Source organism: Leucobacter sp. GX0328 (genome assembly GCF_053567315.1).
Window position 1 is genome coordinate 1,206,631 of record NZ_JBSGPC010000001.1, and the last position, 24,074, is coordinate 1,230,704.

Annotated in this window: 20 protein-coding genes; 15 read left to right on the plus strand and 5 right to left on the minus strand. The window is 70.9% G+C overall.

The annotated features are described in order from the left end of the window. Positions 1-10: 10 nt before the first annotated feature. On the minus strand, positions 11-1,339 hold the full coding sequence (locus ACUYTF_RS05565) for a D-arabinono-1,4-lactone oxidase (RefSeq protein WP_434142140.1): 1,329 nt from the start codon (positions 1,337-1,339) through the stop codon (positions 11-13). After that, on the minus strand, positions 1,336-2,550 hold the full coding sequence (locus ACUYTF_RS05570) for an alanine racemase (protein ID WP_434142139.1): 1,215 nt from the start codon (positions 2,548-2,550) through the stop codon (positions 1,336-1,338). Before ACUYTF_RS05570 ends, ACUYTF_RS05565 begins: the two co-directional genes overlap by 4 nt. 136 nt (positions 2,551-2,686) lie before the next feature. On the opposite strand from ACUYTF_RS05570, the gene ACUYTF_RS05575 reads away from it, so the two are divergent. The 4 genes from ACUYTF_RS05575 (at position 2,687) to ACUYTF_RS05590 (ending at position 6,239) form a co-directional block, all read left to right on the plus strand. After that, positions 2,687-4,153, plus strand: coding sequence for an aldehyde dehydrogenase family protein (locus ACUYTF_RS05575; protein ID WP_434142137.1), 1,467 nt, complete (start codon positions 2,687-2,689; stop codon positions 4,151-4,153). 29 nt (positions 4,154-4,182) lie between these two features. Further along, positions 4,183-5,547 carry a M20/M25/M40 family metallo-hydrolase gene (locus ACUYTF_RS05580; protein ID WP_449279435.1) on the plus strand — a complete coding sequence of 455 codons (1,365 nt, stop codon included), beginning with the start codon at positions 4,183-4,185 and terminating at the stop codon, positions 5,545-5,547. A gap of 132 nt (positions 5,548-5,679) precedes the next feature. Further along, positions 5,680-5,913: a ribbon-helix-helix domain-containing protein gene (locus tag ACUYTF_RS05585; protein ID WP_434142134.1), complete on the plus strand. Its 234-nt coding sequence runs from the start codon at positions 5,680-5,682 to the stop codon at positions 5,911-5,913. A gap of 2 nt (positions 5,914-5,915) precedes the next feature. Beyond that, positions 5,916-6,239 (plus strand): type II toxin-antitoxin system PemK/MazF family toxin, encoded by a 324-nt coding sequence (locus ACUYTF_RS05590; RefSeq protein WP_434142132.1) that lies wholly within the window; start codon positions 5,916-5,918, stop codon positions 6,237-6,239. Between the two features lie 34 nt (positions 6,240-6,273). Here the strand turns inward: ACUYTF_RS05590 and ACUYTF_RS05595 are convergent, their stop codons facing one another. After that, a complete protein-coding gene (locus ACUYTF_RS05595; protein ID WP_449279436.1) occupies positions 6,274-7,539 on the minus strand; it encodes a D-alanyl-D-alanine carboxypeptidase family protein in 1,266 nt (421 codons plus the stop codon). Between the two features lie 136 nt (positions 7,540-7,675). Between ACUYTF_RS05595 and ACUYTF_RS05600 the strand changes: the two genes are divergently transcribed. Continuing rightward, positions 7,676-8,851 carry an acetyl-CoA C-acyltransferase gene (locus ACUYTF_RS05600; protein WP_449279437.1) on the plus strand — a complete coding sequence of 392 codons (1,176 nt, stop codon included), beginning with the start codon at positions 7,676-7,678 and terminating at the stop codon, positions 8,849-8,851. 79 nt (positions 8,852-8,930) lie between these two features. Next, on the plus strand, positions 8,931-9,593 hold the full coding sequence (locus ACUYTF_RS05605; protein ID WP_449279438.1) for a histidine phosphatase family protein: 663 nt from the start codon (positions 8,931-8,933) through the stop codon (positions 9,591-9,593). A 194-nt stretch (positions 9,594-9,787) separates the two neighbouring features. Here ACUYTF_RS05605 and ddaH read toward each other — a convergent pair whose 3' ends face one another. Beyond that, a complete protein-coding gene (ddaH, locus tag ACUYTF_RS05610) occupies positions 9,788-10,558 on the minus strand; it encodes a dimethylargininase (RefSeq protein WP_449279439.1) in 771 nt (256 codons plus the stop codon). 201 nt (positions 10,559-10,759) lie between these two features. On the opposite strand from ddaH, the gene ACUYTF_RS05615 reads away from it, so the two are divergent. Then, positions 10,760-15,469, plus strand: coding sequence for an NAD-glutamate dehydrogenase domain-containing protein (locus tag ACUYTF_RS05615; protein WP_434142125.1), 4,710 nt, complete (start codon positions 10,760-10,762; stop codon positions 15,467-15,469). Between the two features lie 167 nt (positions 15,470-15,636). Further along, complete coding sequence (locus ACUYTF_RS05620) at positions 15,637-16,290, plus strand: hypothetical protein (RefSeq protein WP_434142123.1); 654 nt, start codon at positions 15,637-15,639, stop codon at positions 16,288-16,290. A gap of 27 nt (positions 16,291-16,317) precedes the next feature. Here the strand turns inward: ACUYTF_RS05620 and ACUYTF_RS05625 are convergent, their stop codons facing one another. Further along, on the minus strand, positions 16,318-17,211 hold the full coding sequence (locus ACUYTF_RS05625; RefSeq protein WP_434142121.1) for a LysR substrate-binding domain-containing protein: 894 nt from the start codon (positions 17,209-17,211) through the stop codon (positions 16,318-16,320). A 106-nt stretch (positions 17,212-17,317) separates the two neighbouring features. Here ACUYTF_RS05625 and ACUYTF_RS05630 point away from each other — a divergent pair, with 106 nt between their 5' ends. The 7 genes from ACUYTF_RS05630 (at position 17,318) to ACUYTF_RS05660 (ending at position 24,025) form a co-directional block, all read left to right on the plus strand. Continuing rightward, positions 17,318-18,349, plus strand: coding sequence for an amidohydrolase family protein (locus tag ACUYTF_RS05630; protein ID WP_434142119.1), 1,032 nt, complete (start codon positions 17,318-17,320; stop codon positions 18,347-18,349). A 28-nt stretch (positions 18,350-18,377) separates the two neighbouring features. Next, positions 18,378-19,070, plus strand: coding sequence for a 4-carboxy-4-hydroxy-2-oxoadipate aldolase/oxaloacetate decarboxylase (ligK, locus tag ACUYTF_RS05635; RefSeq protein ID WP_434142117.1), 693 nt, complete (start codon positions 18,378-18,380; stop codon positions 19,068-19,070). A gap of 2 nt (positions 19,071-19,072) precedes the next feature. Then, positions 19,073-20,008 carry an amidohydrolase family protein gene (locus ACUYTF_RS05640; RefSeq protein WP_434142115.1) on the plus strand — a complete coding sequence of 312 codons (936 nt, stop codon included), beginning with the start codon at positions 19,073-19,075 and terminating at the stop codon, positions 20,006-20,008. Position 20,009: 1 nt separating this feature from the next. Further along, a complete protein-coding gene (locus ACUYTF_RS05645) occupies positions 20,010-21,320 on the plus strand; it encodes a protocatechuate 4,5-dioxygenase subunit alpha/beta (RefSeq protein ID WP_449279440.1) in 1,311 nt (436 codons plus the stop codon). Positions 21,321-21,396: 76 nt separating this feature from the next. Continuing rightward, a complete protein-coding gene (locus tag ACUYTF_RS05650) occupies positions 21,397-22,359 on the plus strand; it encodes a Gfo/Idh/MocA family oxidoreductase (RefSeq protein WP_449279441.1) in 963 nt (320 codons plus the stop codon). After that, positions 22,356-23,330 (plus strand): aldo/keto reductase, encoded by a 975-nt coding sequence (locus ACUYTF_RS05655; RefSeq protein WP_434142110.1) that lies wholly within the window; start codon positions 22,356-22,358, stop codon positions 23,328-23,330. The genes ACUYTF_RS05650 and ACUYTF_RS05655 overlap by 4 nt, the downstream gene beginning before the upstream one ends. Then, a complete protein-coding gene (locus tag ACUYTF_RS05660; protein WP_449279442.1) occupies positions 23,327-24,025 on the plus strand; it encodes a substrate-binding domain-containing protein in 699 nt (232 codons plus the stop codon). The genes ACUYTF_RS05655 and ACUYTF_RS05660 overlap by 4 nt, the downstream gene beginning before the upstream one ends. Positions 24,026-24,074 lie beyond the last annotated feature (49 nt).

Below are 24,074 nucleotides of genomic sequence, written 5' to 3' on the forward strand. Positions count from 1 at the left end.
CGTGCGGGCCTCAGGCCCCGAGCACGCGGCGCAGATACGGGTTGAGGAACACGCCCTGCGGGTCGAGATGCTCGCGGAGGGCGGTGAAGTCCGTGAAACGGGGGTAGGCCTCGGCGAGGTCGCCGGCCTCGCGCCAGTGCATCTTGCCCCAGTGGGGGCGGCCGTCGTAGCGCCGCATGATGCGCTCGACCTCGTGGAAGTACGGCGCGAAATCCTCGCCGGCCGTGCGATGCACGGCGATGTAGGCCGAGCGCCGGCGGTACGCGGTCGACAGCCACAGCTCGTCCTCCGCCGCGAAGCGCACCTCGATCGGGAACGAGATGCGCCATCCGGCCCGGTCGATGGCGGCCCGCACCTCGGCGAAGGCCTCGACGACGTGCTCGGCGGAGATGGCGTACTCCATCTCGACGAACCGCACGGAGCGCCGCGTCGTGAACACCTTCGACGAGACGTCCGAGAATGCGCGCTCTCCCGACAGCACCGCGGCGGCCCGGTTCAGCACGGGCACGGCTGCGGGGACAGCGCGGCTGAATGCCGTCGTGGCCCCGAACACGCCGTTGGCCATGAACGACTCGTCGAACCAGCGCCGGGTCGACGAGAGCGGGGCGCGGCTCGCTCCGGCCGCGACTCTCGTGTTGCTCTTCGTCAGCGCGCGGTCGGTGTGCGGGAACCAGTAGAACTCGAAGTGGTCGGTCGTGGCGACGCGCTCGTCGAGCGTGCCGAGCACATCGTGCAGCGGCTCCGCCGTCTCGACGGCCGCGAGGTCGAAGGCTTCCACGCATTGCAGGGTGACCTCGACGAGCACGCCGAGAGCGCCGAGTCCGAGCGCGACGGCGGGCAGCAGCTCGGGTCGGTGATCCGCGTCGACGCGCAGCAGCTCGCCGTCGGCCGTCACGAGCACGGCGCCCCGCACCTGCGCCGCGATGCCGCGGAACCCGCGGCCGGTGCCGTGCGTGCCCGTCGAGATCGCACCGGCGATCGACTGCGCATCGATGTCCCCGACGTTCTCCATGGCGAGCGCGTACGGTGCGAGCAGCTCCGGAATCGCGTGCAACCTGGTCCCCGCGCGCAGCGTGACCGTGCGCGCAGCGGCATCGACGCGCACCAGACCGGTCATGCGGTCGAGCGTCATCTGCACCTCTTCGGGCTGCGCGATCCCGGTGAAGCTGTGCCCGGCGCCCACCGCCTTGACCCGATGGCCCGCAGCGGCCGCGATGCGCACGAGGGTGCTCACCTCGTCGGCGGAGGCGGGCGCGACGACCGACAGCGGGCGGGCTTCGACCGTGCGCCCCCAGTTGCGCCAGACTGTCTCGGACCCGGCTGACCTGCTCCGCCTCATAGGAATGCCTTCCCCTCGCCGCGGTACGTCGGCAGGCGCTCGACGATGCGGCCCTCCTCGACGCACACGAATTCGTTCACGTGCTCGCTGAGCTCCCCCGACTTCGCGTGGCGCAGCCAGACGCGGTCGCCGATGCCGAGCCGCCGCGCGGCCTCGCCGATGAGCGGGGTCTGCACCTCGCCCGCCATCTCACGCGCCGCCATGCGCAGCCCCGCGGGGTGCGCGACGAGAGGCAGCCGGTCGGTGCCGGGCGGGCCCGAGGCGACCCAGCCGCCGCCGAGCACCGTGACGCAGTCGGGGCGCGGCTTGCGCACAACACTGAGGGCGAACCCGGTCGCGGGTCTCGGGCTGAAACCCGCGTAGCCGTCGAAGTAGTGGCCGGCGAACAGACCGCTGCCCGCGGCGACCTCGGTCACCGACGCATCGGCGGCAGTGCTCTCCAGGGATCCCGTACCCCCGCCGTTCACGAACTCGAGCGGGGCGACCGCCGAGACCGCCGCCACCGTCTGCGTCCGCCGTTCCGCGATCTCGGCCCGGGACCGTCGCTTGATCGCGGCGATCGCGGCGTTCATGGCCCCGCGATGCGGGACACCGTCTGCGACGCCGGCGATCTGCGCCTCGTAGGCCATGAGCCCGACGAGGCGGAACCCGGGGCGACGGGCCACGACCTCGGCGAGCGCCCGCACCTCGTCGGGGGTGCCGAGCGGCGAACGGAGCACCCCCAGCCGCCCGAGCGGGGGAGGGCCTGGCCAGGAGGCGTCCAGCTCCAGGCAGATGCGGATCGGGGGCCGCTTCGCGGGCGGGGCGATCGCATCGATGAGGTCGAGCTGCGCGGAATCGTCGATCATGAGCGTGACACGCGCGGCCGCCCGCTCGTCCGCGGCGAGCCGAGCGATCGCCGCACGGTCGACGCTCGGGTAGCCGACGACGACATCGGCGCAATCGGTGGCCAGCCACAGCGCTTCGGGCAGGGTGAATGCGAGCGCGCCCGCATACCCCGGCATCCGCAGCACCCGTTCGATCGCGCCGCGCACGCGCAGCGACTTCGTCGCGAGGCGGATGGGCTTGCCCGATGCGCGGTAGACCATGCTCGCAGCGTTGGTGCGCAGCGCCTCCAGATCGAGCACCGCGAACGGCGGCTCCTCGTCGGCGGTCGCCGTGCTCCAGGCCTCCCAGAGAAGCGCATCCCGCCGAGATCGCCTGAGCACCATCGCCTCCTCGCGAGTCGCAGCGGCGGGCCTGAAACGACCGCCACTGCGCATAGAGTGTAGGTGGGCGCCGAGGCCGGATCAAGTGCCCTCGCATGCACCGGTCGGCACAGCGGCGCTCGTGTCACCAGGAGGCCTCATGAGCACCGAAAGCGCAGACGCCGGCATCGACGGAACGGAAGTCGTGCATGCCCCGAGCGACACGGCGCAGCTCCGCCACGCCTTCGACGCGGGGGTGACCCGGCCCCTCCGGTGGCGACGCCGGCAGCTGCGCGCGATCCGCCGCCTGCTGCTCGAGAACCGCTCCGAGATCGAGGCGGCGCTGCGCAACGACCTCGGCAAGCACGCGGCAGAAGCCGCCATCACCGAGACCGGCATCGTGCTCGGCGAGATCGCGCACGCCGAGAAGCATCTGCGGCGGTGGGCCCGGCCGCGCCGCGTCTCCCTGCCGCTGGTGCTCGCCCCGGCCTCGGGCCGCGTCGTCGCCGAACCGCTCGGCGTCGTGCTCGTCATCGGCCCCTGGAACTACCCGTTGCAGCTCATGCTCGGCCCGCTCGTCGGCGCGATCGCCGCCGGCAACGCCGCGGTGCTCAAGCCGAGCGAGATCGCGGCGGCGACGGCCGAGACGCTCGCCCGGCTGGTGCCGCGCTACCTCGACCCCCGTGCCGTGGCCGTCGCCCAGGGCGGCGCCGAGACGACCGGGAGGCTGCTCGAGCAGCGTTTCGACCACGTGTTCTTCACCGGCTCCGAACGCGTCGGCACCCTCGTCGCGCAGGCTGCCGCGCGCACGCTCACCCCCGTGACGCTCGAGCTCGGCGGCAAGTCTCCGGTCTACGTCGACGGCACCGTCGATCTCGCCGCCGCAGCGCGCCGCATCATGTGGGGCAAGCTGCTCAACGCCGGGCAGACCTGCGTCGCCCCCGACTACCTGCTCGCGACGCCGGAGACGGCGCGCGCCCTGCTGCCGCATCTCGAGCGCGCGGTGCACGAGATGTACGGTGCAGACCCCGAGTTGAGCGAGGACTACGGGCGCATCATCACCACCGGTCATGCCGAGCGCCTCGCCCGCCTGCTGCAGGGCCAGCAGCCCGCCTTCGGAGGCGGGGTCGCGGCCGAGCGGCGCTACGCCGCCCCCACCGTCATCGACGGCACCGACCCGGAGTCCCCGCTCATGCAGGAGGAGATCTTCGGCCCGATCCTCCCGATCGTCCACGTGCGATCCGCCGACGACGCTCGAGCGTTCATCAGGCGCCGCCCGAAACCGCTCTCGGCGTACGTCTTCACGGACGACCGCCGGGTGCGTCGCGCCTTCCTCGAGCAGACCTCTTCGGGCGCGCTCGCCTTCGGCGTGCCGGCGGCGCACTTGAGCGCCCCGAACCTGCCGTTCGGCGGCGTCGGCCCGAGCGGCATCGGCGGCTATCACGGCGAGCGCTCGTTCACCGCGTTCAGCCACCTGAAGTCCGTGCTCGACAAGCCGTTGAAGCCCGACACGCTGCGACTCGTCTACCCGCCGTATCGGGGCGCCGCGACCGCGCTCATCGTGCGCCTCATGACGGGAGCTCCGCGTCGTCGTGGCGCCCGCGCCCGACCGACCCGACCGGAATGACTCCGGCTCGGGCGGGTAGGCTGGCAGCAATGAGCACCATCGGACCGGACGAGATGAGCGCGGGCCTGCCCGACACCGTCGAGCTGCTGCGCGCGATGATCCGCGAGGCCTGCGTCAACGACGGCGCGCTCGACTCGGGGCAGGAGATCCGCAACGTCCGCGTGCTCCAGCGGTTCCTCGCCGAGGCCGCCGCGACCGAACGGCTCGACGTGCAGGTCTTCGAGGCCGCGCCCGGCCGGGCCTCGCTGATCGCCCGCGTGCACGGCACAGACCCCGATGCCCCCGCGCTCGGCCTGCTCGGCCACCTCGACGTCGTGCCCGTCGACCCCGAGGGCTGGAGCCGCAACCCCTTCGGCGGCGACCTCATCGACGGCGAGGTGTGGGGCCGCGGCGCCGTCGACATGCTCTACCTCACGGCCGCCTTCGCGACGGTGGTGCGAGACGCCGCGCTCGCCGCAGAGCCGCCCCGCGGCGACCTCGTGCTGCTCGCCGTGGCCGACGAGGAGGCCGGCAGCGAGCACGGCATCCACTGGCTCGTGCGCGAGCACCCCGACGTCGTGCGCGTCACCGAGGCGATCTCGGAGTCGGGAGGCATGCGCATGGGCGAGCACGTCGCCATCGAGGTGGCGGAGAAGGGATCGGCCGGCCGCCGCCTCGTCATCCGCGGCAGGCCCGGGCACGCCTCGACCCCGTACGGCGCCGCCGGCGCCGCCTACAAGGTGGGCGAAGTACTGCAGCGGCTCGCCGAGGTGCAGCCCGCGGCCGAGCTCGGCCCGCTCTGGGCATCGTTCGTCGCCGCCCGCATCGCCGACCCCGACCTCGCCGAGAAGCTGCTCGACCCGGTGCGGCTCGACGCCGCGCTGCCGCAGCTCGGCGGCATCGCCGGCTACGCGCACGCGGTCTCGCGTACCACGCTGTCGCCGACCGTCGTGCGCGCGGGGCGCGTGCACAACGTGATCCCCGCCGTCGGCACCATCGACCTCGACATCCGCACCCTCCCAGGCACCGGCGACGCCGAGGTCGACTCCCTGCTTGCGGCGGTGCTCGGCTCGCATGCCGAGCGCATCGAGATCCAGCACCTGCGCGGCTGGGCGGCGACGGCCTCGCCTGCCGACACCCCGCTCTACGGCGCGATCGAGCGCGCGGTGACCGCGGTATCGGGCGCGCCGGTCGTGCCGATCATGGCGGCGGGCGGCTCAGACAACCGCGTCATCCGCGAGCTCGGCATCCCTGCCTACGGCTTCGGGCTGCTCGGCCCGGGCTGGACGTACGAGCGCTACCGCGAGGGAGTGCACGGCAATGACGAGCGCATCGATCTCGAGTCGATCGAGTTGTCGCTGGCGGCGCTCAGGCTGATCGTCGCCGACCGCGTCGGGGCGCAGCCAGCCCCCTGAGTCGTTGCCGAAGGGCGAGACTTCGCGGCGATCCCTGTCGAAACGTACGATTTCTCGCCCCTCGAGCCCCCAGCCGTAGCGCCGAGGAAGTAGATCGCGCTTGCATCCCAAAATGGGATGTATGATGAGATCATGAGCACCCAGATCGCCGTTCGCCTCCCGGAGCGCATGGTCGAATTTCTCGACAATGCCGTCGCCGAGGGTCGCGCATCGAGTCGTGCCGCGCTCGTGTCCTCTGCGATCGAGCGAGAGATGCGGCGCATGCTGGCCGAGCGCGATGTCGAGCTCTTGCAGCGCCATGGCGCAGCAGATGATCTCGACGGGCTCGTGGATTGGACCGCCTCGAATATTCGCATCGAGGATTGATCGTGCGCGAGATCTGCCTCGTGCGGCTCGATAAGACACGGCCCGCGGTGATCCTCACTCGGGAGATCGCGCGGCAGGCGATGACCAAGGTCACCATCGCCCCTATCACCTCGACAGTGAAGGGGCTGAGCAGCGAAGTGCTGGTCGGGCCCGAGAACGGCCTTGATCGCGTGAGCGCCGTATCTATAGACAACGTCATGACGGTGCCGGCCCATGCGCTCGGCCGGTCGATCGGGCTGCTCACCGAGCGCCAGGAGGCAGAACTCGCTCGAGCGATCGTGCTCGCCTTCGACCTCGATGTTCCCTTGCTGGGGCTCGACCGCTGAGCCGTTTCCTCGCCGCCAGGGGTTTCGGGGCGCGCTACCCGAAGACGATGCGCGGGTGCGTGAGCCGCCACCAGAAGTCGGGCTCGCTGATCGCGCCGCCCGTCACGACCGGCACCTCCTGCACCCCGGTGGGCGTCGCGACGCGCACGGTGCCGATTTCGCTGCCGGCCTCGCTCGCCGTCTGCGCGACGCCGAGCACGACCTCGAAGGTCGCCTCCTCGCCCGGCAGCATGACGGCGCTCGCCGACCCCGCGGTGATGAGCGGCACCGTCGAGCCGTCGATGAGGGTCGCCTCGCCGACGGTCGTGCCCTCGGCGAGCAGCGGCACTTCCTGCGGCAGCGGCGCCATCGCCTCGAGCATCTCCGCGCCCGAGGCCGCGCGCTCCTCGTTCGACTGGCGGCCGAGCGTCACCGAGATGTTGGTGATGGGGCGACCGAGGGCGTCGACCTGCTGCGACACGATGAGGTTGCGGCCGAAGGAGTTGAGCGTGCCGGTCTTCGTGCCGATGACGCCCGGCACGACGCCGAGCAGCGGGTTCGAGTTCTCGATGATGCCGACGCCCCAGGGCATGTCGGCGTACTTCATGCCGTTGAACTCGGCGATCGTCGGGTTCGCGAGGGCGAGTCGCGCCACGCGTACGAGGTCGGCGGCGCTCGCGACGTCCTCCGCCTCCATACCGGTCGGTTCGATCAGCGAGATCGACTCGAGGCCGTGCTCCGCCGTCCACGCGGCGAGCGCCTCGAGATACGCCTCGTTCGTGCCGAAGGTCCACAGCGCGTACGCGTGGGCGTAGTCGTTGGCCGAGGGCAGGAAGATGAACTTGAGCATGTCGCGCTGCGTGAGCTCGGTGCCGACAGGGATCGAGTACGCCACCCCGTCGACCGCGAGGTAGGAGTCGGTGCGCGCCGCGTCCTCCTCCGTCCACACGTAGGTGTCGCCCTCGGCGCCGGGCTCGAGGGGCTTGGCGTCCATGCACACGAGGATCGTGATGAGCTTGGTGATGCTGCCGAGAGGGTATGCGGTGTCGTCGTTCGCCCAGACCGCGTCGCTCTCCGCGAATCCGATGGCGGTCGGCAGCGCCTGCGCGTCGACCGCGGCCTGCGCGGCAGCGGCGTCGGCGATGACCGGTTGGGCGATATCGGCGGCGGGCGCGACCTCGGGCGCAGGGATCGGCGCTCGGGCCGCGGCGACCGCGTATCCCGCCCCGGCGACGACGATGGCTGTCACCAGGAGCGTCGTGGCGAGCCTGCGGGCGCGGCGGCGACGGCGGAGGCGGGCGTCTGTTGCTGGGGAACTCACTCCACCACCCTAACGAGCGCGCACCGTCCGACCCGGTGCACGGCCCCGGCGCTGCGGAATGTGCATGATGGGCTCCCGCGGTGATTCGCGATCCGGCATGATGAGAGCACCGCACCGAACAGATGGAGACTCCGCCATGACCGCGCTCATCGCAGGCTACGCCCGCACCCCGTTCGCCCGATTCACCGGCCAGCTGGCCGCGCAGCCGGCGACGGTCCTGGGAGCCGGTGCGGTCGCCGCTGCGCTCGAGCGTGCGGGCGTCTCTCCCGCGCAGGTCGACGCCGTGATCGCGGGTCAGGTGCTGCAGGCGGGAGCCGGGCAGAACCCGGCGCGCCAGACCGCGGTCGGTGCAGGGGTCCCGTTCACCGTGCCCGCGCTGACCCTGAACGCGGTCTGCCTCTCGGGCATGGAAGCCGTGGCACATGCGGCCCGGCTCGTGAACGCCGGCGAGGCCGATATCGTCGTGGCGGTCGGGCAGGAGTCCATGTCGCTCGCGCCTCATATCGTGCCGATGCGCGCCGGGGTCAAGTACGGATCGGCGGCCCTCGTCGATACCGTCGATCACGACGGCCTCTCCGACGCGTTCGACCGGGTCGCGATGGGCGAGCTCACCGAGCAGGGCAATGGCCCGCTCGAGCTGACGCGCGAGGAGCAGGACGCGTTCGCAGCCGCCTCGCACCAGCGCGCAGCGGCCTCAGCCGAATTCTTCGCCGGCGAGATCGCGCCGTTCACGGTCGCGTCGCGCCGGGGCGAGACCGTGGTCTCGGCCGACGACGGCGTGCGCGAGAGCACGAGCACCGAGTCGCTCGCAGCCCTGCGCCCGGCATTCGCGCAGGGCGGCACCATCACCGCGGGCAACGCCTCCCAGATCACCGACGGCGCCGCGGCGCTCGTGATCGTGAGCGAGCAGGCGGCCTCTCGCCTCGGCCTCGCGCCGCTCGCGCGCATCGAGGCGACCGCGCTCGTCGCCGGCCCCGATACGCAGCTCCACTCGCAGCCGTCGCGCGCCATCGCGGCCGCGCTCGGCAGGGTAGCGGGCGGCGCCGAGTCCGCCGATCTCGTGGCCGTCGAGATCAACGAGGCCTTCGCCGCGGTCGGCATCCAGTCGACCCGCGATCTCGGGATCGACCCGGCCATCGTCAATCCGCACGGCGGAGCGATCGCCCTCGGCCATCCGATCGGGGCGTCGGGTGCCCGCATCGTCGGCACTCTCGCGCGCCAGCTCGCCGCTGCGGGCCCGGGCTCGCTCGGCGCCGCCGGTATCTGCGGCGGCGGCGGCCAGGGCAGCGCGGTCGTGCTGCGCGCGGTGTAGCGCCGGGCGCCCCCGCGGGCGAACTGTCCGGGTCGCGGGCGAACTGGAACCCGCGGCACCGCTGGGCCAGGATGGAGGCATGCGTCTCGTCCTGGTCCGACACGGACAAACCCCCTCGAACGTCGCCGGTCTGCTCGATACCGCCGCCCCCGGGCCCGGCCTGACCGAGCTCGGGCTGCGGCAGGCGGCGGCGATCCCTGCCGCGTTCGCCGCCCGCGGCATCGACACGGTCGCGGTGTCGCCGCTCGTGCGCACCTCGCTCACCGCGGCGCCGCTCGCCGAGGCTCGGGCGCTCGAGCTCGGTGTGCTCGACGGCCTCAGCGAGGTGCGCGCCGGCGACCTCGAGATGCTCGGCGAGCACGAAGCCATCGGCACCTACATCTCGACGATCTTCGGATGGGTGCGGGGCGACACCGCGCGGCGCATGCCGGGAGGCGAGAGCGGGGCCGAGTTCTTCGCGCGGTACGATGCGGCGATCGAGCAGCTCGTCGCCACGGGCACGGAGTCGGCGGTGGTGGTGTCGCACGGCGCCGCGATCCGCGCATGGGCGGCGTTGCGCGCCCGGGGCGCCGATGTCGCGGTCGTCGAGCACCGGTCGATGCCGAACACGGGCTTCGTCGTGGTCGAAGGCGACTTCCGCCGCGGGTGGGATCTCGTCGAATGGTCGGAGCACCCGGCGGGCGGCGCCGAGCTCTCCTCGGGCCTCCTGCCCGACCCCACCGCCGCGCCGCTCGAGATGTAGCTCGTCAGCGCCGTGCCGGTGAGATCATTCGGATGTGAGAGCTCGTTCGGACGTTCCCTCGCAGTTTCGTCCGAACGAGCTCTCAGATCCGACTGAAGTGACGCGGTGCGTCAGTCGAGTGCCCGCCACCCCTCGCTGCGCTCCGTGGGCTGCCGCCGTGTGCGGCACTGCGAGTGCTCGCCCGACGCGGTGCGTCAGTCGAGTGCTCGCACTCTCACCGACAGGCATGTGGGGCAGCCCTCGAGCTTCTCGTACTCCGAGATCTCGACTTCGGTGACCGCGTAGCCGAAGCCGCGCAGCATCTCGGCCGTCTGCGGCGCCGAGGCCGAGATGAGCAGCTCGGAGTCGCTCAGGCAGACGACGGCGGTGCCGTGGGGCTCGGGCACCGCGACGAATCGGCTGAAGACCGCCGGGTTGTCGACGAAGTCGGGGTAGCCGATGACGGTGCCGTCGGGCAGCGCCGTCACCGCGGTCTTGAGGTGCAGCACCTTCGTGACGGGCACCGCGACGACGTTGCCGCCCAGCGGTGCGAGGATGCGGCGCAGTTGCGCGACGCCCTCGGCGTTCGTGCGGCCGCCGCGGCCGACGTAGACGGTGTCGCCGATCTTCAGCACGTCGCCGCCGTCGAGCGTGCCGGGCGCCTGGATCTCGACCACCGGGCAGCCGAGCGCCTCGAGCGCGCGACGGGTGCCGGCGGTCTCGGGCTTGCGGCTGTCGGCGCCGGGGCGCGAGATGACGGCGACGTTCTTGAACATCACGACCGTGTCCTCGATGAACACCGAGTCGGGGCAGTGGTCGGCGGCCTCGACCTCGACGGTCTTCCAGCCGTGCTCCTGCAGCGCCGCGACGTAGCCCTGCCACTGCGCACGGGCGCGCTCCAGATCGACCGCCACCTTCTCGATGTGATCGACGATGCCGTTATCGAGCAACGGACTGGGCTGGCGCACGAGCGCAATCTTCGACATGAATTCTCCTACTCCCAAGATCTGGCTTTTTTCACGATTCAGGGTACCGGTTCGGGAATGCGGCGCGGAGCTAGGATGGTGATCGGGTCCTGATCGGGCCTGCATTGAGTTCAGAACAGGACGTAGAGGTTCATGGGTCGCGACGCCGCATTTGCCACCATTCAAGAAGCGTTGGAGACGGTCGACCCGACCCTGAGACCCGTGCTTGAGCGACTGCTGAAGAAGCTGGGCGATGCCGACCTCGATGCGCGCGAGCCCCGCGACATCGTCGGCGCGGCCGGCTCGATGCACGAGCTCGCCTCGAAGCGCGCACCCGGCGAGACCCTCGTCTCGGTGTTCACGCCGACCCTCGCCGAGCACGGCTGGACCTCGCGCCGCACGATCGTCAACATCTGCACCGCCGACTCGCCGTTCCTCGTCGACTCGGTCGCCATGACCGTCGCCCAGCAGGGCCTCTCGGTGCACGCGCTGCTGCACCCCGTCGTCTCGGTGCGCCGCGACGACGACGGCACCCTGCTCGAGACCGACGCGCACGGCGGCGAGCTCGAATCGTGGATCCATCTCGAAGTCGACCGTATCCCGACCGAAGAGGGCCGCGTCGAGCTCACCGAGCGCCTGGACGGCGCCCTCGGCGATGTGCACGCCGCCGTCGGCGACTGGCAGGCCATGCGCCGCGCCTGCCTCGACATCATCACCGACCTGCGTACGGGCGCCCCGGCGACGGCCGACCCCGCGACGGTCGCGCCGACGATCGACTTCCTGAGCTGGCTGGCCGACGACAACTTCACCTTCCTCGGCTACCGCGAGCACGTGCTCGAGACCGATGAGAACGGCCTGGAGGTGCTGCGCTCGCTGCCGCAGTCGGGTCTCGGCATTCTGCGCAAGTCGACCGAGACCGTCGCCCATCTGACCCCCGAGGCCGAGCGCACCGCCCGCGAGCCGCGCCTCCTGACCATCACCAAGGCGAACTCGCGCGCCACGGTGCACCGCGACGTCTACCTCGACTACATCGGCCTGCGCACCTTCGACGCGGAGGGCAACGTCACCGGCGAGCGCCGCTTCCTCGGCATGTTCACCTCGACCGCTTACGCGGCATCGGTGCTGACGCTCCCGATCGTCGCGAACAAGGTGCGCGCGGTGCAGGAGGCGTCGGGCTTCTCGCCGACCTCGCACTCGGGCAAGGACCTGCTGCAGGTGCTCGAGCAGTTCCCGCGCGACGAGCTGTTCCAGGATTCGGCCGAGCACCTGCTCGAGGTCGCGACCGAGGTGAGCCGCCTGCGCGAGCGCCGCCGTGCCCGCCTCTTCCTGCGCAGCGACGAGTTCGGCCGCTTCGTCTCGGCCCTCGTCTTCCTGCCCAGGGATCGCTACAACACCTCCGTGCGTCTGCGCGTCGAGGCGCTGCTGCGTTCGACCTTCGGCGCCGAGTTCGTCGATCATACGACCCGCGTCGGCGACTCCCCGCTCGCGCAGCTGCACTTCGTCGTGCGGCTGCCGAAGGGCGCGTCGATTCCCGAGGTCGACGAGACCGCGCTGCAGGCCGAGCTCGAGCGCGCCATCCGCGGCTGGGAGGAGGGCCTCGTCGACGCCCTGCACCAGACCGTGGGCGAGGAGGAGGCGGCGCAGCTGCTCGGCGAGTACGGCGACGCCTTCCCCGGCGCCTACAAGGAGGCCATCACCCCCGAGGAGGCGCTCGGCGACATCGCCCTGCTCGAGAGTCTCGAGGAGCGCGACTTCGCGGTGCGCCTCTACGAGCCCGAGACCGACGACCCGGGCCGACGCGTGCTGACGGTCGCCTCGCACCGCCAGTACCCGCTCACCCAGGTGCTGCCGATCCTCACCGACCTCGGCGTCGACGTCGTCGATGAGCACCCGTACACGATCACGCGCGCCGACGGGGGTATCCGCTACATCTCCGACTTCGGGCTCACCGCGCCCGACGTCGAGTCGTGGAGCGACCCCGCATGGGGCGCGACGTTCGAGGACGCCTTCGCGGCCTCCTGGACGGGCGAGGCCGAGAGCGACCGGCTCAACACCCTCGTGCTGTTCGCGGGGCTCGACTCGCGGCGCATCGTCATCTTGCGCGCCATCAGCATGTACCTCGGCCAGATCGGCTCGGCGTTCTCGGTGGAGTACATCGAACAGGCGCTCACCGCGAACCCCGAACTCGCCAAGGGGCTCGTGCGCCTCTTCGAGCTGCGCTTCGACCCGACCGAATCGAACGACCGCGACGCGCGCGTCGCCGAGCAGACCGCCGCGCTGCGCAGCGGCCTCGACGCTGTCTCGAGCCTCGACCACGACCGCATTCTGCGCTCCATGATCGGCGTCATTGAGGCGACGTGGCGCACCAACTTCTACCAGAAGGCGGCCGACGGCTCGGCGAAGCCGTGGGTGTCGATGAAGCTCGACTGCGCCCGCGTGCCCGGCCTGCCGAAGCCGCACCCGATGGCCGAGATCTGGGTGTACTCGCCCGAGGTCGAAGGCGTGCACATGCGCTTCGGAGCGGTCGCCCGCGGCGGCCTCCGCTGGAGCGACCGGCGCGAGGACTTCCGCACCGAGGTGCTCGGCCTCGTCAAGGCGCAGATGGTGAAGAACGCCGTCATCGTTCCCACCGGTTCGAAGGGCGGCTTCGTCGCGAAGCGCCTGCCGGCGCCGAGCGACCGCGCAGCCTGGCTCGAGGGCGGCAAGGCCGCCTATCGCACCTTCATCCGCGCGATGCTCGACATCACCGATAACCGCGACGGCGCCGAGGTGATCCCTCCAGTCGACGTCGTGCGCCACGACGGCGACGACCCGTACCTCGTGGTCGCCGCAGACAAGGGCACCGCCTCGTTCTCGGACATCGCCAACGCGATCTCAGAGGAGTACGGCTTCTGGCTCGGCGACGCCTTCGCGTCGGGCGGTTCGGCGGGCTACGACCACAAGGGCATGGGCATCACCGCCCGCGGTGCCTGGGAGTCGGTCAAGCGCCACTTCCGCGAGCTCGGGCACAACACGCAGGCCGAGGACTTCACGGTCGTCGGCGTCGGCGATATGTCGGGCGACGTGTTCGGCAACGGCATGCTGCGTTCCGAGCACATCCGCCTCGTGGCGGCGTTCGACCACCGGCACGTGTTCGTCGACCCGAACCCCGATGCGGCGTCGACCTTCGTCGAGCGCCAGCGCCTCTTCAACCTGCCCGGCTCGTCGTGGGACGACTTCGACCGTTCGGTCATGTCGCAGGGCGGCGGCGTGTTCCCGCTCTCGGCGAAGTCGGTCGAGCTCACCCCCGAGATCATCGAGGCGCTCGGCATCGACCCGTCGGTGAAGACTCTGACCCCGCTCGAGCTGAAGAAGGCCGTGCTGCTCGCGCCGGTCGACCTGCTGTGGAACGGTGCCATCGGCACTTACATCAAGTCGAGCGAGGAGACGAACGGCCAGATCGGCGACCGCGCGAACGACCCGGTACGCGTGAACGGCAACGAGCTGCGGGTGCGCGTCGTCGGCGAGGGCGGCAACCTCGGCGCCAGCCAGCGCGGGCGCATCGAGGCCGCGCTCTCCGGCGTCTCGATCAACACCGACGCGATCGACAACTCCGCGGGCGTCGGCACCTCCGATCGCGAGGTGAACATCAAGATCCTGCTCGGCGCCGTCGAGCGCGACGGTCGGCTCGAGCGCGAGGCGCGCAATGAGCTGCTGCACTCCATGACCGACGAGGTCGGCGTGCAGGTGCTGCGCGACAACTACGAGCAGAACGTGCTGCTCGGCAACTCCCGGTCGAATGCGGTCGAGATGCTGCCGTCGCACGAGCGTCTCATCGAGTGGCTCGAGGGGCGCGACGAGCTCGACCGCGAGCTCGAGTACCTGCCGAACCCGGCCGAGGTGGCGCGCCGCATCGAAGAAGGCCGGGGGCTCACGCGCCCCGAGTTCGCGGTGCTGCTCGCCTACTCGAAGCTCGCGCTCAAGCGCGACCTCGGGGAGACCGAGCTCTCGAGCGACCCCTGGTTCGACGCGCACACGCTCTCCGAATACTTCCCGGGGCCCATTCGTGAGCAGTACGAGGCCGACCTCTCGGGCCACCCGCTGCGCACCGAGATCATCGTGAACTCGGTCGTGAACTCGATGGTCAACCGCGGCGGCATCACCTTCGCCTACCGCGCCGCCGATGAGACCGGCGCGTCGAGCGAGCAGATCGCCCGGGCCTATGTCGCGGCACGCGAGATCTTCGACCTGCGCGGCTTCGTCGTCGACGTCGAGGCGACCGACAACGTCGTGCCCTCAGCCGTGCAGACCGATCTCTACCTCACCTTCCGCCGCCTGCTCGACCGCGCGACGCGCTGGTTCGTGCAGCACCGCCCCGAGGGCGTGAGCATCGGCGAGGAGATCGAGCTGTTCAGCGAGTCGGTGCAGCGCTTCACGGGTCGCATGGGCGAGCTGATGCGCGGCGAGGAGCTCGCCCGCTTCGAGGCCCGCGCGACGGAGTTCGAGGCGGCGGCCGTGCCGCAGGGCCTCGCACGTCTCGGCGCCGGCCTGCTCGAGGCGATGCCGCTGCTCGACATCATCGAGCGCTCGCGCGTGCGCGGTTGGGATCTCGAGGAGCTCGCGAAGGTCTACTACGTGCTCTCGGAGCGCGTGCACTTCGATGACACGCTCACCCGTGTGACCGCGCTGCCGCAGGACGACCGCTGGGGTTCGATGGCCCGTGCGGCCATGCGCGATGACCTCTACGCCGTGATGATCGAGCTCGCCTCGGCCGTCATGGAGAAGACCGAGTCGGGCGATCCCGAGGCGCGCGTCGAGGCCTGGGTCGAGCAGTCGGGCGAGGCCGGTCGCCGCGCCCTCGGCGAGGCGAGCGAAGCCGTGCACGCTGGCGAGGAGACCGGGCTCGCGACGCTGTCGGTCGCGCTGCGCCGCCTGCGCTCGCTGACGCGCTGACGCATCGACCGCCTGCAGCACGGGCCCGAACCCGTGCTGCAGGCGACAAAGGGTCGCAAGTTGGGGGATCCCTGTCCCGGGAACCCCAGATTGCGACCCTGTGCTGCGCTCGGCGGCGGGCATCGACGGGCACCGCAGGGATCACCGCCGCGCGGTAGCCTGGACCCATGACTGATGCCGCACCGACCTTCGATCTGCCGTGGGACGCATTGACGCCCGAAGCGGTCGGGAGCCTCTTCGGGGCGTCGCCCGTGCGCTGGTGGCTCTCGGGCGGTGCGGCGCTCGACCGCTGGCTCGGCGAACCCATCCGCGAACGCCGCAACATCGATGCGAGCGTCGTGCTCGCCGACCTCCCGGCGCTCATCGAGAGCCTGCCCGAGGGCGTCGACGCGTGGGCCGTGCGCGACGAGCGGCTCGTACCCTTCGCCGAGGTGACGGCCGAAGACGAGGTGCAGCCGGTGCTCGTGCGCGATATCGGGCGCGACGTCTGGGTGCTGCGCATCAACGTCGAAGACGGCGCCCCGCGCGCCTGGGTCTACAAGCGCGACCCGCGGCTGAATCTGGCGTGGGATCGCGCCGTGCTCGACCTCGACGGGATTCCGACCGGAGCCCCCGAGGTGCAGCTCGTGTGGAAGGCGCTGCGCCCGCGGCCCGAGGACGACGTCGACAAGGACGCGGTCGTGCCGAAGCTGTCCGACGAGGCGCGCGCCTGGTACGAGCGCTGCATCCTGTCGATCCACCCGCACTCGTCGTGGTCGATCCACGTGCGCAGCCCCTTCGCGCCGGCGAAGGCGAGCTGGAACCGCACGAAGCGCCAATAGCCCCGAGGGTCGCCCGGGCGCCGGGCCTCAGCGCGCGGCGACCGCCTGCAGCACGAGGGCGCGGAACCAGCGCTGCGCCGGCGACAGGCCCGCGTCGCTGCGCGTGTACAGCGACACGGGCGTGCTGTGCGCGGGCCAGGGGAGCTCGGCGAGCCGCAGCCCGGGGTACCAGCCGATGAACACTTCGGCGACGTGGCGCGGCACGAGCACGACGAGGTTCGTCGCCTCGAGCACGGCCGGCACGGTCGCGTACTCCTCGACGGTGAGCGCGACCCGCGGCATGAGGCCGTGGTCGGTGAGCGCCTGCAGGGGGAAGATGTGGCCGCCGCGGGCCGACACCCGCATGAAGCGGCGCCCCTCGAACATGTCGGGGCCGGTCTCGGGCAGCGGGTGCTCGCCCGAGGTGAGCGCCACGTACTCGACCGCGCGCACATGGCTGCGCCAGAGGCGAGGGCTCGCGATCATCGATACGGTCATCGCGAGGTCGACGGTGCCGCGGGTCAGCCCGTCCTCCACCTGATCGGAGTCGAGGCGGGAGACCTGCAGGTGCGGGAACGAACCGGCGCGGGCGAGGGCCGTCATGATCGGGGGGAGGAAGGTCTGCTCGCCGATCGAGGTGAGCCCGAGCTTCAGCTCGCCGCTGAACTCGGAGGGGTCGAAGGCGTCCGCCTCGTCGACGGTGGTGTCGATCTGGGCCAGGGCCTCGTGCAGCGGCCCGAAGAGCTGGGTCGCCTTGCCGGTCGGCACCATCGCGTGCCCCTCGCGCTGGAAGAGCGCGTCGTCGAACTGCTCGCGCAGGCGCCGCAGCGTGTAGCTGACGGTCGGCTGCGTGACGTGCAGCAGGTCGGCGACGGCCGTCACGCTGCGCAGCTCGTAGAGCGCGACGAAGGTGCGCAGGTGGTTCAGATCCGAAAGCGCCATGCATAGATTGTATCTATACAGGGATCCCTGAGTATCTATTCGACTATATGCATGAAGCGACCTAACCTGGAGGTCATCAGCCACTCAGTGATAAGGACGTCCCGCGTTGATCATCGATATTCACGGCCATTACACGACCGCTCCCGCACAGCTCGGCGCCTGGCGCGATCTGCAGATCGCGTTCGCCGATGGGACGGGCGAGGCGCCGGACCCGAAGACGCTGCATATCTCCGATGACGACATCCGCGAGACGATCGAGGCGAACCAGCTGCGCCTCATGAACGACCGCGGCAGCGACATCACGGTGTTCAGCCCCCGCGCCTCGTTCATGGCGCACCACATCGGCGACTTCGCGGTCAGCGAGACCTGGGCGCGCATCTGCAACGACCTCGTCGCCCGCGTCAGCGAGCTGTTCCCCGACCGCTTCCTCATGGGCGCCATGCTGCCCCAGTCGCCCGGCGTCGACCAGAAGACCACGCTCGACGAGCTCACCCGCGCGGTCGAGGAGCTCGGCGCGGTGACCGTCAACATCAATCCCGACCCCTCGGGCGGCAAGTGGTCGGCGCCCGCCATCACCGACCGCTCGTGGTACCCGATCTACGAGAAGCTCGTCGAGTACGAGATCCCTGCCATGGTGCACGTGAGCACCACCTGCCGCCCCGACGTCTTCCACACCACCGGAGACCACTACCTCGGCGCCGACACCACGGCGTTCATGCAGCTGCTCAAGGGCGACCTCTTCCGCGACTTCCCCGACCTGAAGCTCGTCATCCCGCACGGCGGCGGCGCGGTGCCCTACCACTGGGGGCGCTTCCGCGGCCTCGCCATGGCGCTCGGCAAGCCCGAGCTCGAAGAGCACCTGCTGAACAACGTCTACTTCGACACCTGCGTCTACCACCAGCCGGGCATCGACCTGCTCACCGACGTCATCCCGACCGACAACATCCTGTTCGCGAGCGAGATGATCGGCGCCGTGCGCGATGTCGACCCCCGCACCGGGCACTACTTCGACGACACCAAGCGCTACGTCGACGCGACGCCGAACCTGAGCGACGAGGCGCGTGCGCAGATCTTCGAGGGCAACGCCCGCCGTATCTACCCGCGCCTCGACCGCGCCCTGACCGCCCGCGGTCTCTGACACCGCCGAAGATCGAGAGAGGATCTCCATGCGCACCAACAACCTGGGTATCGTCCGGACCGCGATCGAGCGGCCCGACCCCGCCGAGGTCGCGCGTCTGTCGAAGTTCGGCGTCGCGACCATCCACGAGGCGATGGGCCGCGTCGGCCTCATGCGCCCCTACATCCGCCCCGTCTACCACGGCGCGAAGCTCTGCGGCCCCGCGGTGACCGTACTGCTGCAGCCCGGCGACAACTGGATGTTCCACGTCGTCGCCGAGCAGGTGCAGGAGGGCGACGTCGTCGTCGCCGGCTGCACCACCGAGAGCGAGGACGGCTTCTTCGGCGACCTGCTCGCGACCTCGCTCACCGCCCGCGGCTGCAAGGGCCTCGTCATCGACGGCGGCGTGCGCGATGTCGCCGACCTCGAGGAGATGGGCTTCCCCGTCTTCTCGCGCGCCATCAACGCGAAGGGCACCGTCAAGGCGACGCTCGGCTCGGTCAACGTGCCGGTCGTCGTGGCGAACGCGCTCGTGAACCCGGGCGATGTGGTCGTCGCCGATGTCGACGGCGTCGTTGTCGTGCCGCGCGAGTACGTGTCGGCGGTCGCCGATGCGAGCCAGAAGCGCGAGGACAACGAGGAGGCGAAGCGCCAGCAGTTCCGCGACGGCGTGCTCGGCCTCGACATCTACGGCATGCGCGAACGTCTCGCCGACGCCGGCATCGAGTACGTGGAGGGTTGAGCATGGCGCACGGAGACACCACCGGCGATTTCGAGAAGACCCCGGGCTGGCTCGACTGGTACGACGGGCCCGCGAAGCCCGCGTTCCAGCTGCCCGCGGGGGCGGTTGACGCCCACTGCCACGTCTTCGGGCCGGGCGAGCAGTTCCCGTACGCGCCCGAGCGCAAGTACACGCCCTGCGACGCCTCGGCCGAGCAGCTGTTCGCCCTGCGCGACCACCTCGGCTTCGAGCGCAACGTCATCGTGCAGGCCACCTGCCACGGCGCAGACAACCGGGCGCTGGTCGATGCACTCGAGCGCAGCGAGGGCCGGGCGCGCGGCGTCGCCACGGTGCGGCGCGACGTCACGGCCGAGCAGCTGGCCGAACTCCACGCGGCCGGCGTGCGCGGCGTGCGCTTCAACTTCGTGAAGCGCCTCGTCGATCGCGTACCGACCGATTCGCTCGAGGAGATCGTCGCGAAGATCGCGCCGCTCGGCTGGCACGTGGTCATCTACTTCGAGGCCGCCGACCTGCCCGAGCTCTACGACTTCTTCTCGGCCATCCCGACCGACGTGGTCGTCGACCACATGGGCCGCCCCGACGTCTCGAAGGATCCGGACGGACCGGATTTCGAGCTGTTCCTCCGGTTCATGCGCGAGAATCCGAATGTGTGGACGAAGGTCTCGTGCCCCGAGCGGCTGAGCATCACGGGCCCCCGGGCCCTCGCTGGGGAGCAGCACGCCTACACCGACGTCGTCCCGTTCGCCCGTCGCGTGGTCGAGGAGTTCCCCGACCGCGTGCTGTGGGGCACCGACTGGCCCCACCCCAATCTCAAGGACCACATGCCCGACGACGGGCTGCTGGTCGACTACATCCCCCGGATCGCGCCGACCCCCGAACTGCAGCGGCAGCTGCTGGTCGACAACCCCGCGCGACTCTACTGGCCCGAAGGAGCATGACATGGCACTCGACAAACCGTACAAGGACGTTCCCGGCACCATCATCTTCGACGCCGAGATGGCCCGGAAGGGCTACCACCTCAATCAGTTCTCGATGTCGCTGATGAAGCCCGAGAACCGCGAGCGCTTCCTCGCCGACCAGGAGGCCTACCTCGACGAGTGGCCGCTCTCGCCGAAGCAGCGCCAGGCCGTGCTCGACATGGATCTCAACTCCATGATGGAAGAGGGCGGCAACATCTACTTCCTGTCGAAGATCGGCGCGACCCACGGCCTCAGCTTCCAGCAGATGGCCGGCTCGATGACCGGCATGTCCGAGGCCGCGTACCGCGACATGATGGTGAACGGCGGTCGCCGCCCCGAGGGCGCGCGCGCCAAGGATCTCGACGGCTGGCAGCCGCCGAAGCCCGGCGAGAAGTCCGAGGTCATGCGCGAGAACCCGCCCGCCAAGTACACCTCGGCGCTCTTCACCTCGCACGTGCCCGCGATCGGCGCCGCGATGGATCTCGGCAAGACCGAGGAGCCGTACTGGAAGAAGGTGTTCACCGGGTACGAATGGACCCGCAAGTGGGCGCGCGAGAACCGCCCCGACGTCGTGATCCTCGTCTACAACGACCACGCGACCGCCTTCGACTCGTCGATCATCCCGACCTTCGTGCTCGGCACGGGCGTCGAATACCCGGTCGCCGACGAGGGCTACGGCCCGCGCCCGGTGCCCGACGTGAAGGGCTACCCCGAACTCGCCGCGCACATCGCGCAGTCGGTGATCCAGGACGACTTCGACCTCACCCTCGTCAACGAGATGGTCGTCGACCACGGCCTCACGGTGCCGCTGTCGCTCGTCTACGGCGAGATCGACCCGGCAGACGAGTGGCCCGTGCGCGTCATCCCGCTCGCCGTCAACGTCGTGCAGTACCCCGTGCCCTCGGGCCGCCGCTGCTACGAGCTCGGCAAGGCGCTGCGCCGCGCGCTCGACAAGTGGGACGGCCCCGAGCTCAACGTGCAGATCTGGGGCACCGGCGGCATGAGCCACCAGCTCCAGGGCCCCCGCGCCGGCCTCATCAACGAGGAGTGGGACAACGCTTTCCTCGACCACCTGATCGCCGACCCGCTGGGCCTCACCGAGTGGCATCACATGGAGTACGTCGACGAGGCGGGCTCCGAGGGCATCGAGCTCGTCGACTGGCTCATCGCCCGCGGCGCGATGGACGACCAGTTCGGCGGCAGCGCCCCGTCGGTCGACCACCGCTTCTACCACGTGCCCGCCTCGAACACGGCGGTCGGGCACCTGGTGTTGAGCAACCCCGGCAGCTGAGCGACGCGCAGCTGAGCGATCCGAACTCCCGAGCCGCCCGAGAACCGGGCGGCTCGGCACACCCCAGGAGACATGCATGAGTGACAAGATTCGAATTGCAGTGGTCGGCGCGAACGGCGCGTTCGGCATGAAGCACCTCGACGGCCTCGCGAACATCGAGGACGCCGAGGTGACCGTCGTCGCGGCGACGTCGCAGGAGAAGGCCGACGGCGTCGCCGCGAAGTACGGCGTGCCGCACGCCGTCGTCGGGCTCGAGGCCGTCCTCGAGCGCGACGACGTCGACGCGGTCATCCTGGCGACGCCGACCGGCATGCACGCCGAGCAGACCCGCGCGGTGCTCGCCGCCGGCAAGCACGTGCAGGTCGAGATCCCGCTCGCCGACTCCCTCGCGGATGCGGAGGGCGCGCTCGCCGCGGCCGAAACCGCCGCCGAGTCGGGCCTTGTCGCCATGGTCGGCCACACCCGACGCTTCAACCCGTCGCACCAGCTCGTGCACGACCGCATCGCCGCCGGCGAGTTCAACGTGCAGCAGATGGATGTGCAGACGTACTTCTTCCGCCGCACGAACACGAACGCCAAGGGCGAGCCGCGCTCGTGGACCGACCACCTGCTGTGGCATCACGCCGCGCACACGGTCGACCTGTTCGCCTACCAGGCCGGCAAGATCGTCGAAGCGCACGCCATCCAGGGCCCGATCCACCCCGAGCTCGGCATCGCGATGGACATGTCGATCCAGCTCAAGAGCGAGAGCGGCGCGATCTGCACGCTCTCCCTCTCGTTCAACAACAACGGCCCGTTCGGCACGTTCTTCCGCTACATCGGCGACACCGAGACCTACATCGCGCGCTACGACGACCTGTTCAACGGTCGCGAAGAGCAGATCGACGTGTCGGGCGTCGCGGTCAGCATGAACGGCATCGAACTGCAGGATCGCGAGTTCGTCAGCGCCATCCGCGAGGGCCGCGAGCCGAACTCGTCGCTCGGCCAGGTCATCGACTGCTACCGCGTGCTCGGCGCGCTCGAAGAGCAGCTCGCATGATGCTGCCCCGCACCGGCCTCGGGTGCATGAACCTGAGCCACGCGTACGGCACCCCGCCCTCAGAGGCGGAGGGCCTCGCGGTACTCGACGCCGCCTTCGAGGCCGGTGCGGGCTTGCTCGATACGGCCACCCTCTACGGCGGCGGCCGCAACGAGGAGCTCGTGGGCCGGGCTCTTCGCGGGCGTCGCGACGAGGTCGTGCTCGCGAGCAAGTGCGGCATGGCGATCGTCGACGGCGTCAAGAAGATCGACGGCCGCCCCGAGACGCTGCGCCAGCAGATCGACGCGTCGCTGCGGCGCCTCGACGTCGAGCACATCGACCTCTACTACCTGCACCGGTGGGACAAGCAGGTGCCCATCGCCGAGAGCGTCGGCGCCCTCGCCGAGATCCGCGACGCCGGCAAGATCGGCGCCATCGGCCTCTCCGAGGTGTCGGTGCAGCGGTTGCGCGAGGCGCAGGCCGAGACGCCGATCGCCGCGGTGCAGAACGAGTACTCGCTGTGGAGCCGCAACCCCGAACTCGGCATGCTCGACGCCACCCGCGAGACCGGCGTCGCGTTCGTCGCGTTCTCGCCGCTCGCGCGCGGTTTCCTGAGCGACGGCGTCGACGACCCGGCCGAGTTCGCCCCGAAGGACATCCGCCGCAACATGCCCCGCTTCCAGCCCGAGCACTGGCCGGCGAATGCCGCGCTGCTGCCGGCCTGGCGCGCCCTCGCTGTCGAGGCCGGGTGCACCCCGGGCCAGCTCGCCCTCGCCTGGGTGCTCTCGCGCGGCGACCACGTCACCGTCATTCCCGGCACCACGAGCATCGCGCACCTGCGCGAGAACGAGGCCGCGGCCGATCTCGCGATCGATGCCGCGCTCCTCGCGCGGGCGGGCGAGATCATCGGCACCGAGACGGTGTCGGGCCCCCGTTACAACGCGGCCTCGTCGGCCGAGGTCGACGCCGAGACCTTCGAGGTCGCGGCATGAGGGCGATCTCGTCGATGGCCACCCGCCACGTGCTGACGGCCCTCGGCGCCGAAGCCGGGCGGGCGGGCCTTCCCGGTCTCGAACTCGAGTCGGTGGGCGGCGTCGATGCGGCGACGCGCGTCGCCGCGGGCGAGCCGTTCGACCTCGTGTTCCTCGCATCGGGCGCGCTCTCGAAGCTCGCGCAGGCCGGGCATGTGCGCGCCGAGACGGTGACGCCGCTCGTCGTGTCCCAGGTCGCCGTCGCGGTGCCCGCACCTGGCGTCGAGGCGGCAGAGGCCCCGTCGGGGCCGGCGTTCGCCGATGCGGCCGCGCTGCGGGAGGCGCTCCGAGGCGCCGCGCGCATCGGATACTCGACCGGGCCGAGCGGCGCCGCGCTCGTCGGCATGATCGAGGAGTGGGGCCTCTCCGGTGAGATCGGCGACCGCCTGACCCAGGCGCGGCCCGGCATCCCCGTCGCCCGTTCGCTCGCCGACGGAGAGGTCGACCTCGGCTTCCAGCAGTTGAGCGAGCTGGTCGGCGCCCCCGGCATCCGGATACTCGGCGTGATGCCCGCCGACTGCGCGGTCGACACCGTGTTCTCCGGGGCGGTCGCCGCGACCGCCGCCGATGTCGCGGGGGCCGAAGCGGTGCTGCGCTTCTTCGGCTCGGCCGACGCCGCTCCCGTCAAGGCCGCGCACAGCTTCGCGGCGGCCTGACCCGGGCGTGGCCGAGGCGGCCGTTCTCACGGCGCGACAGCGGCCGAGG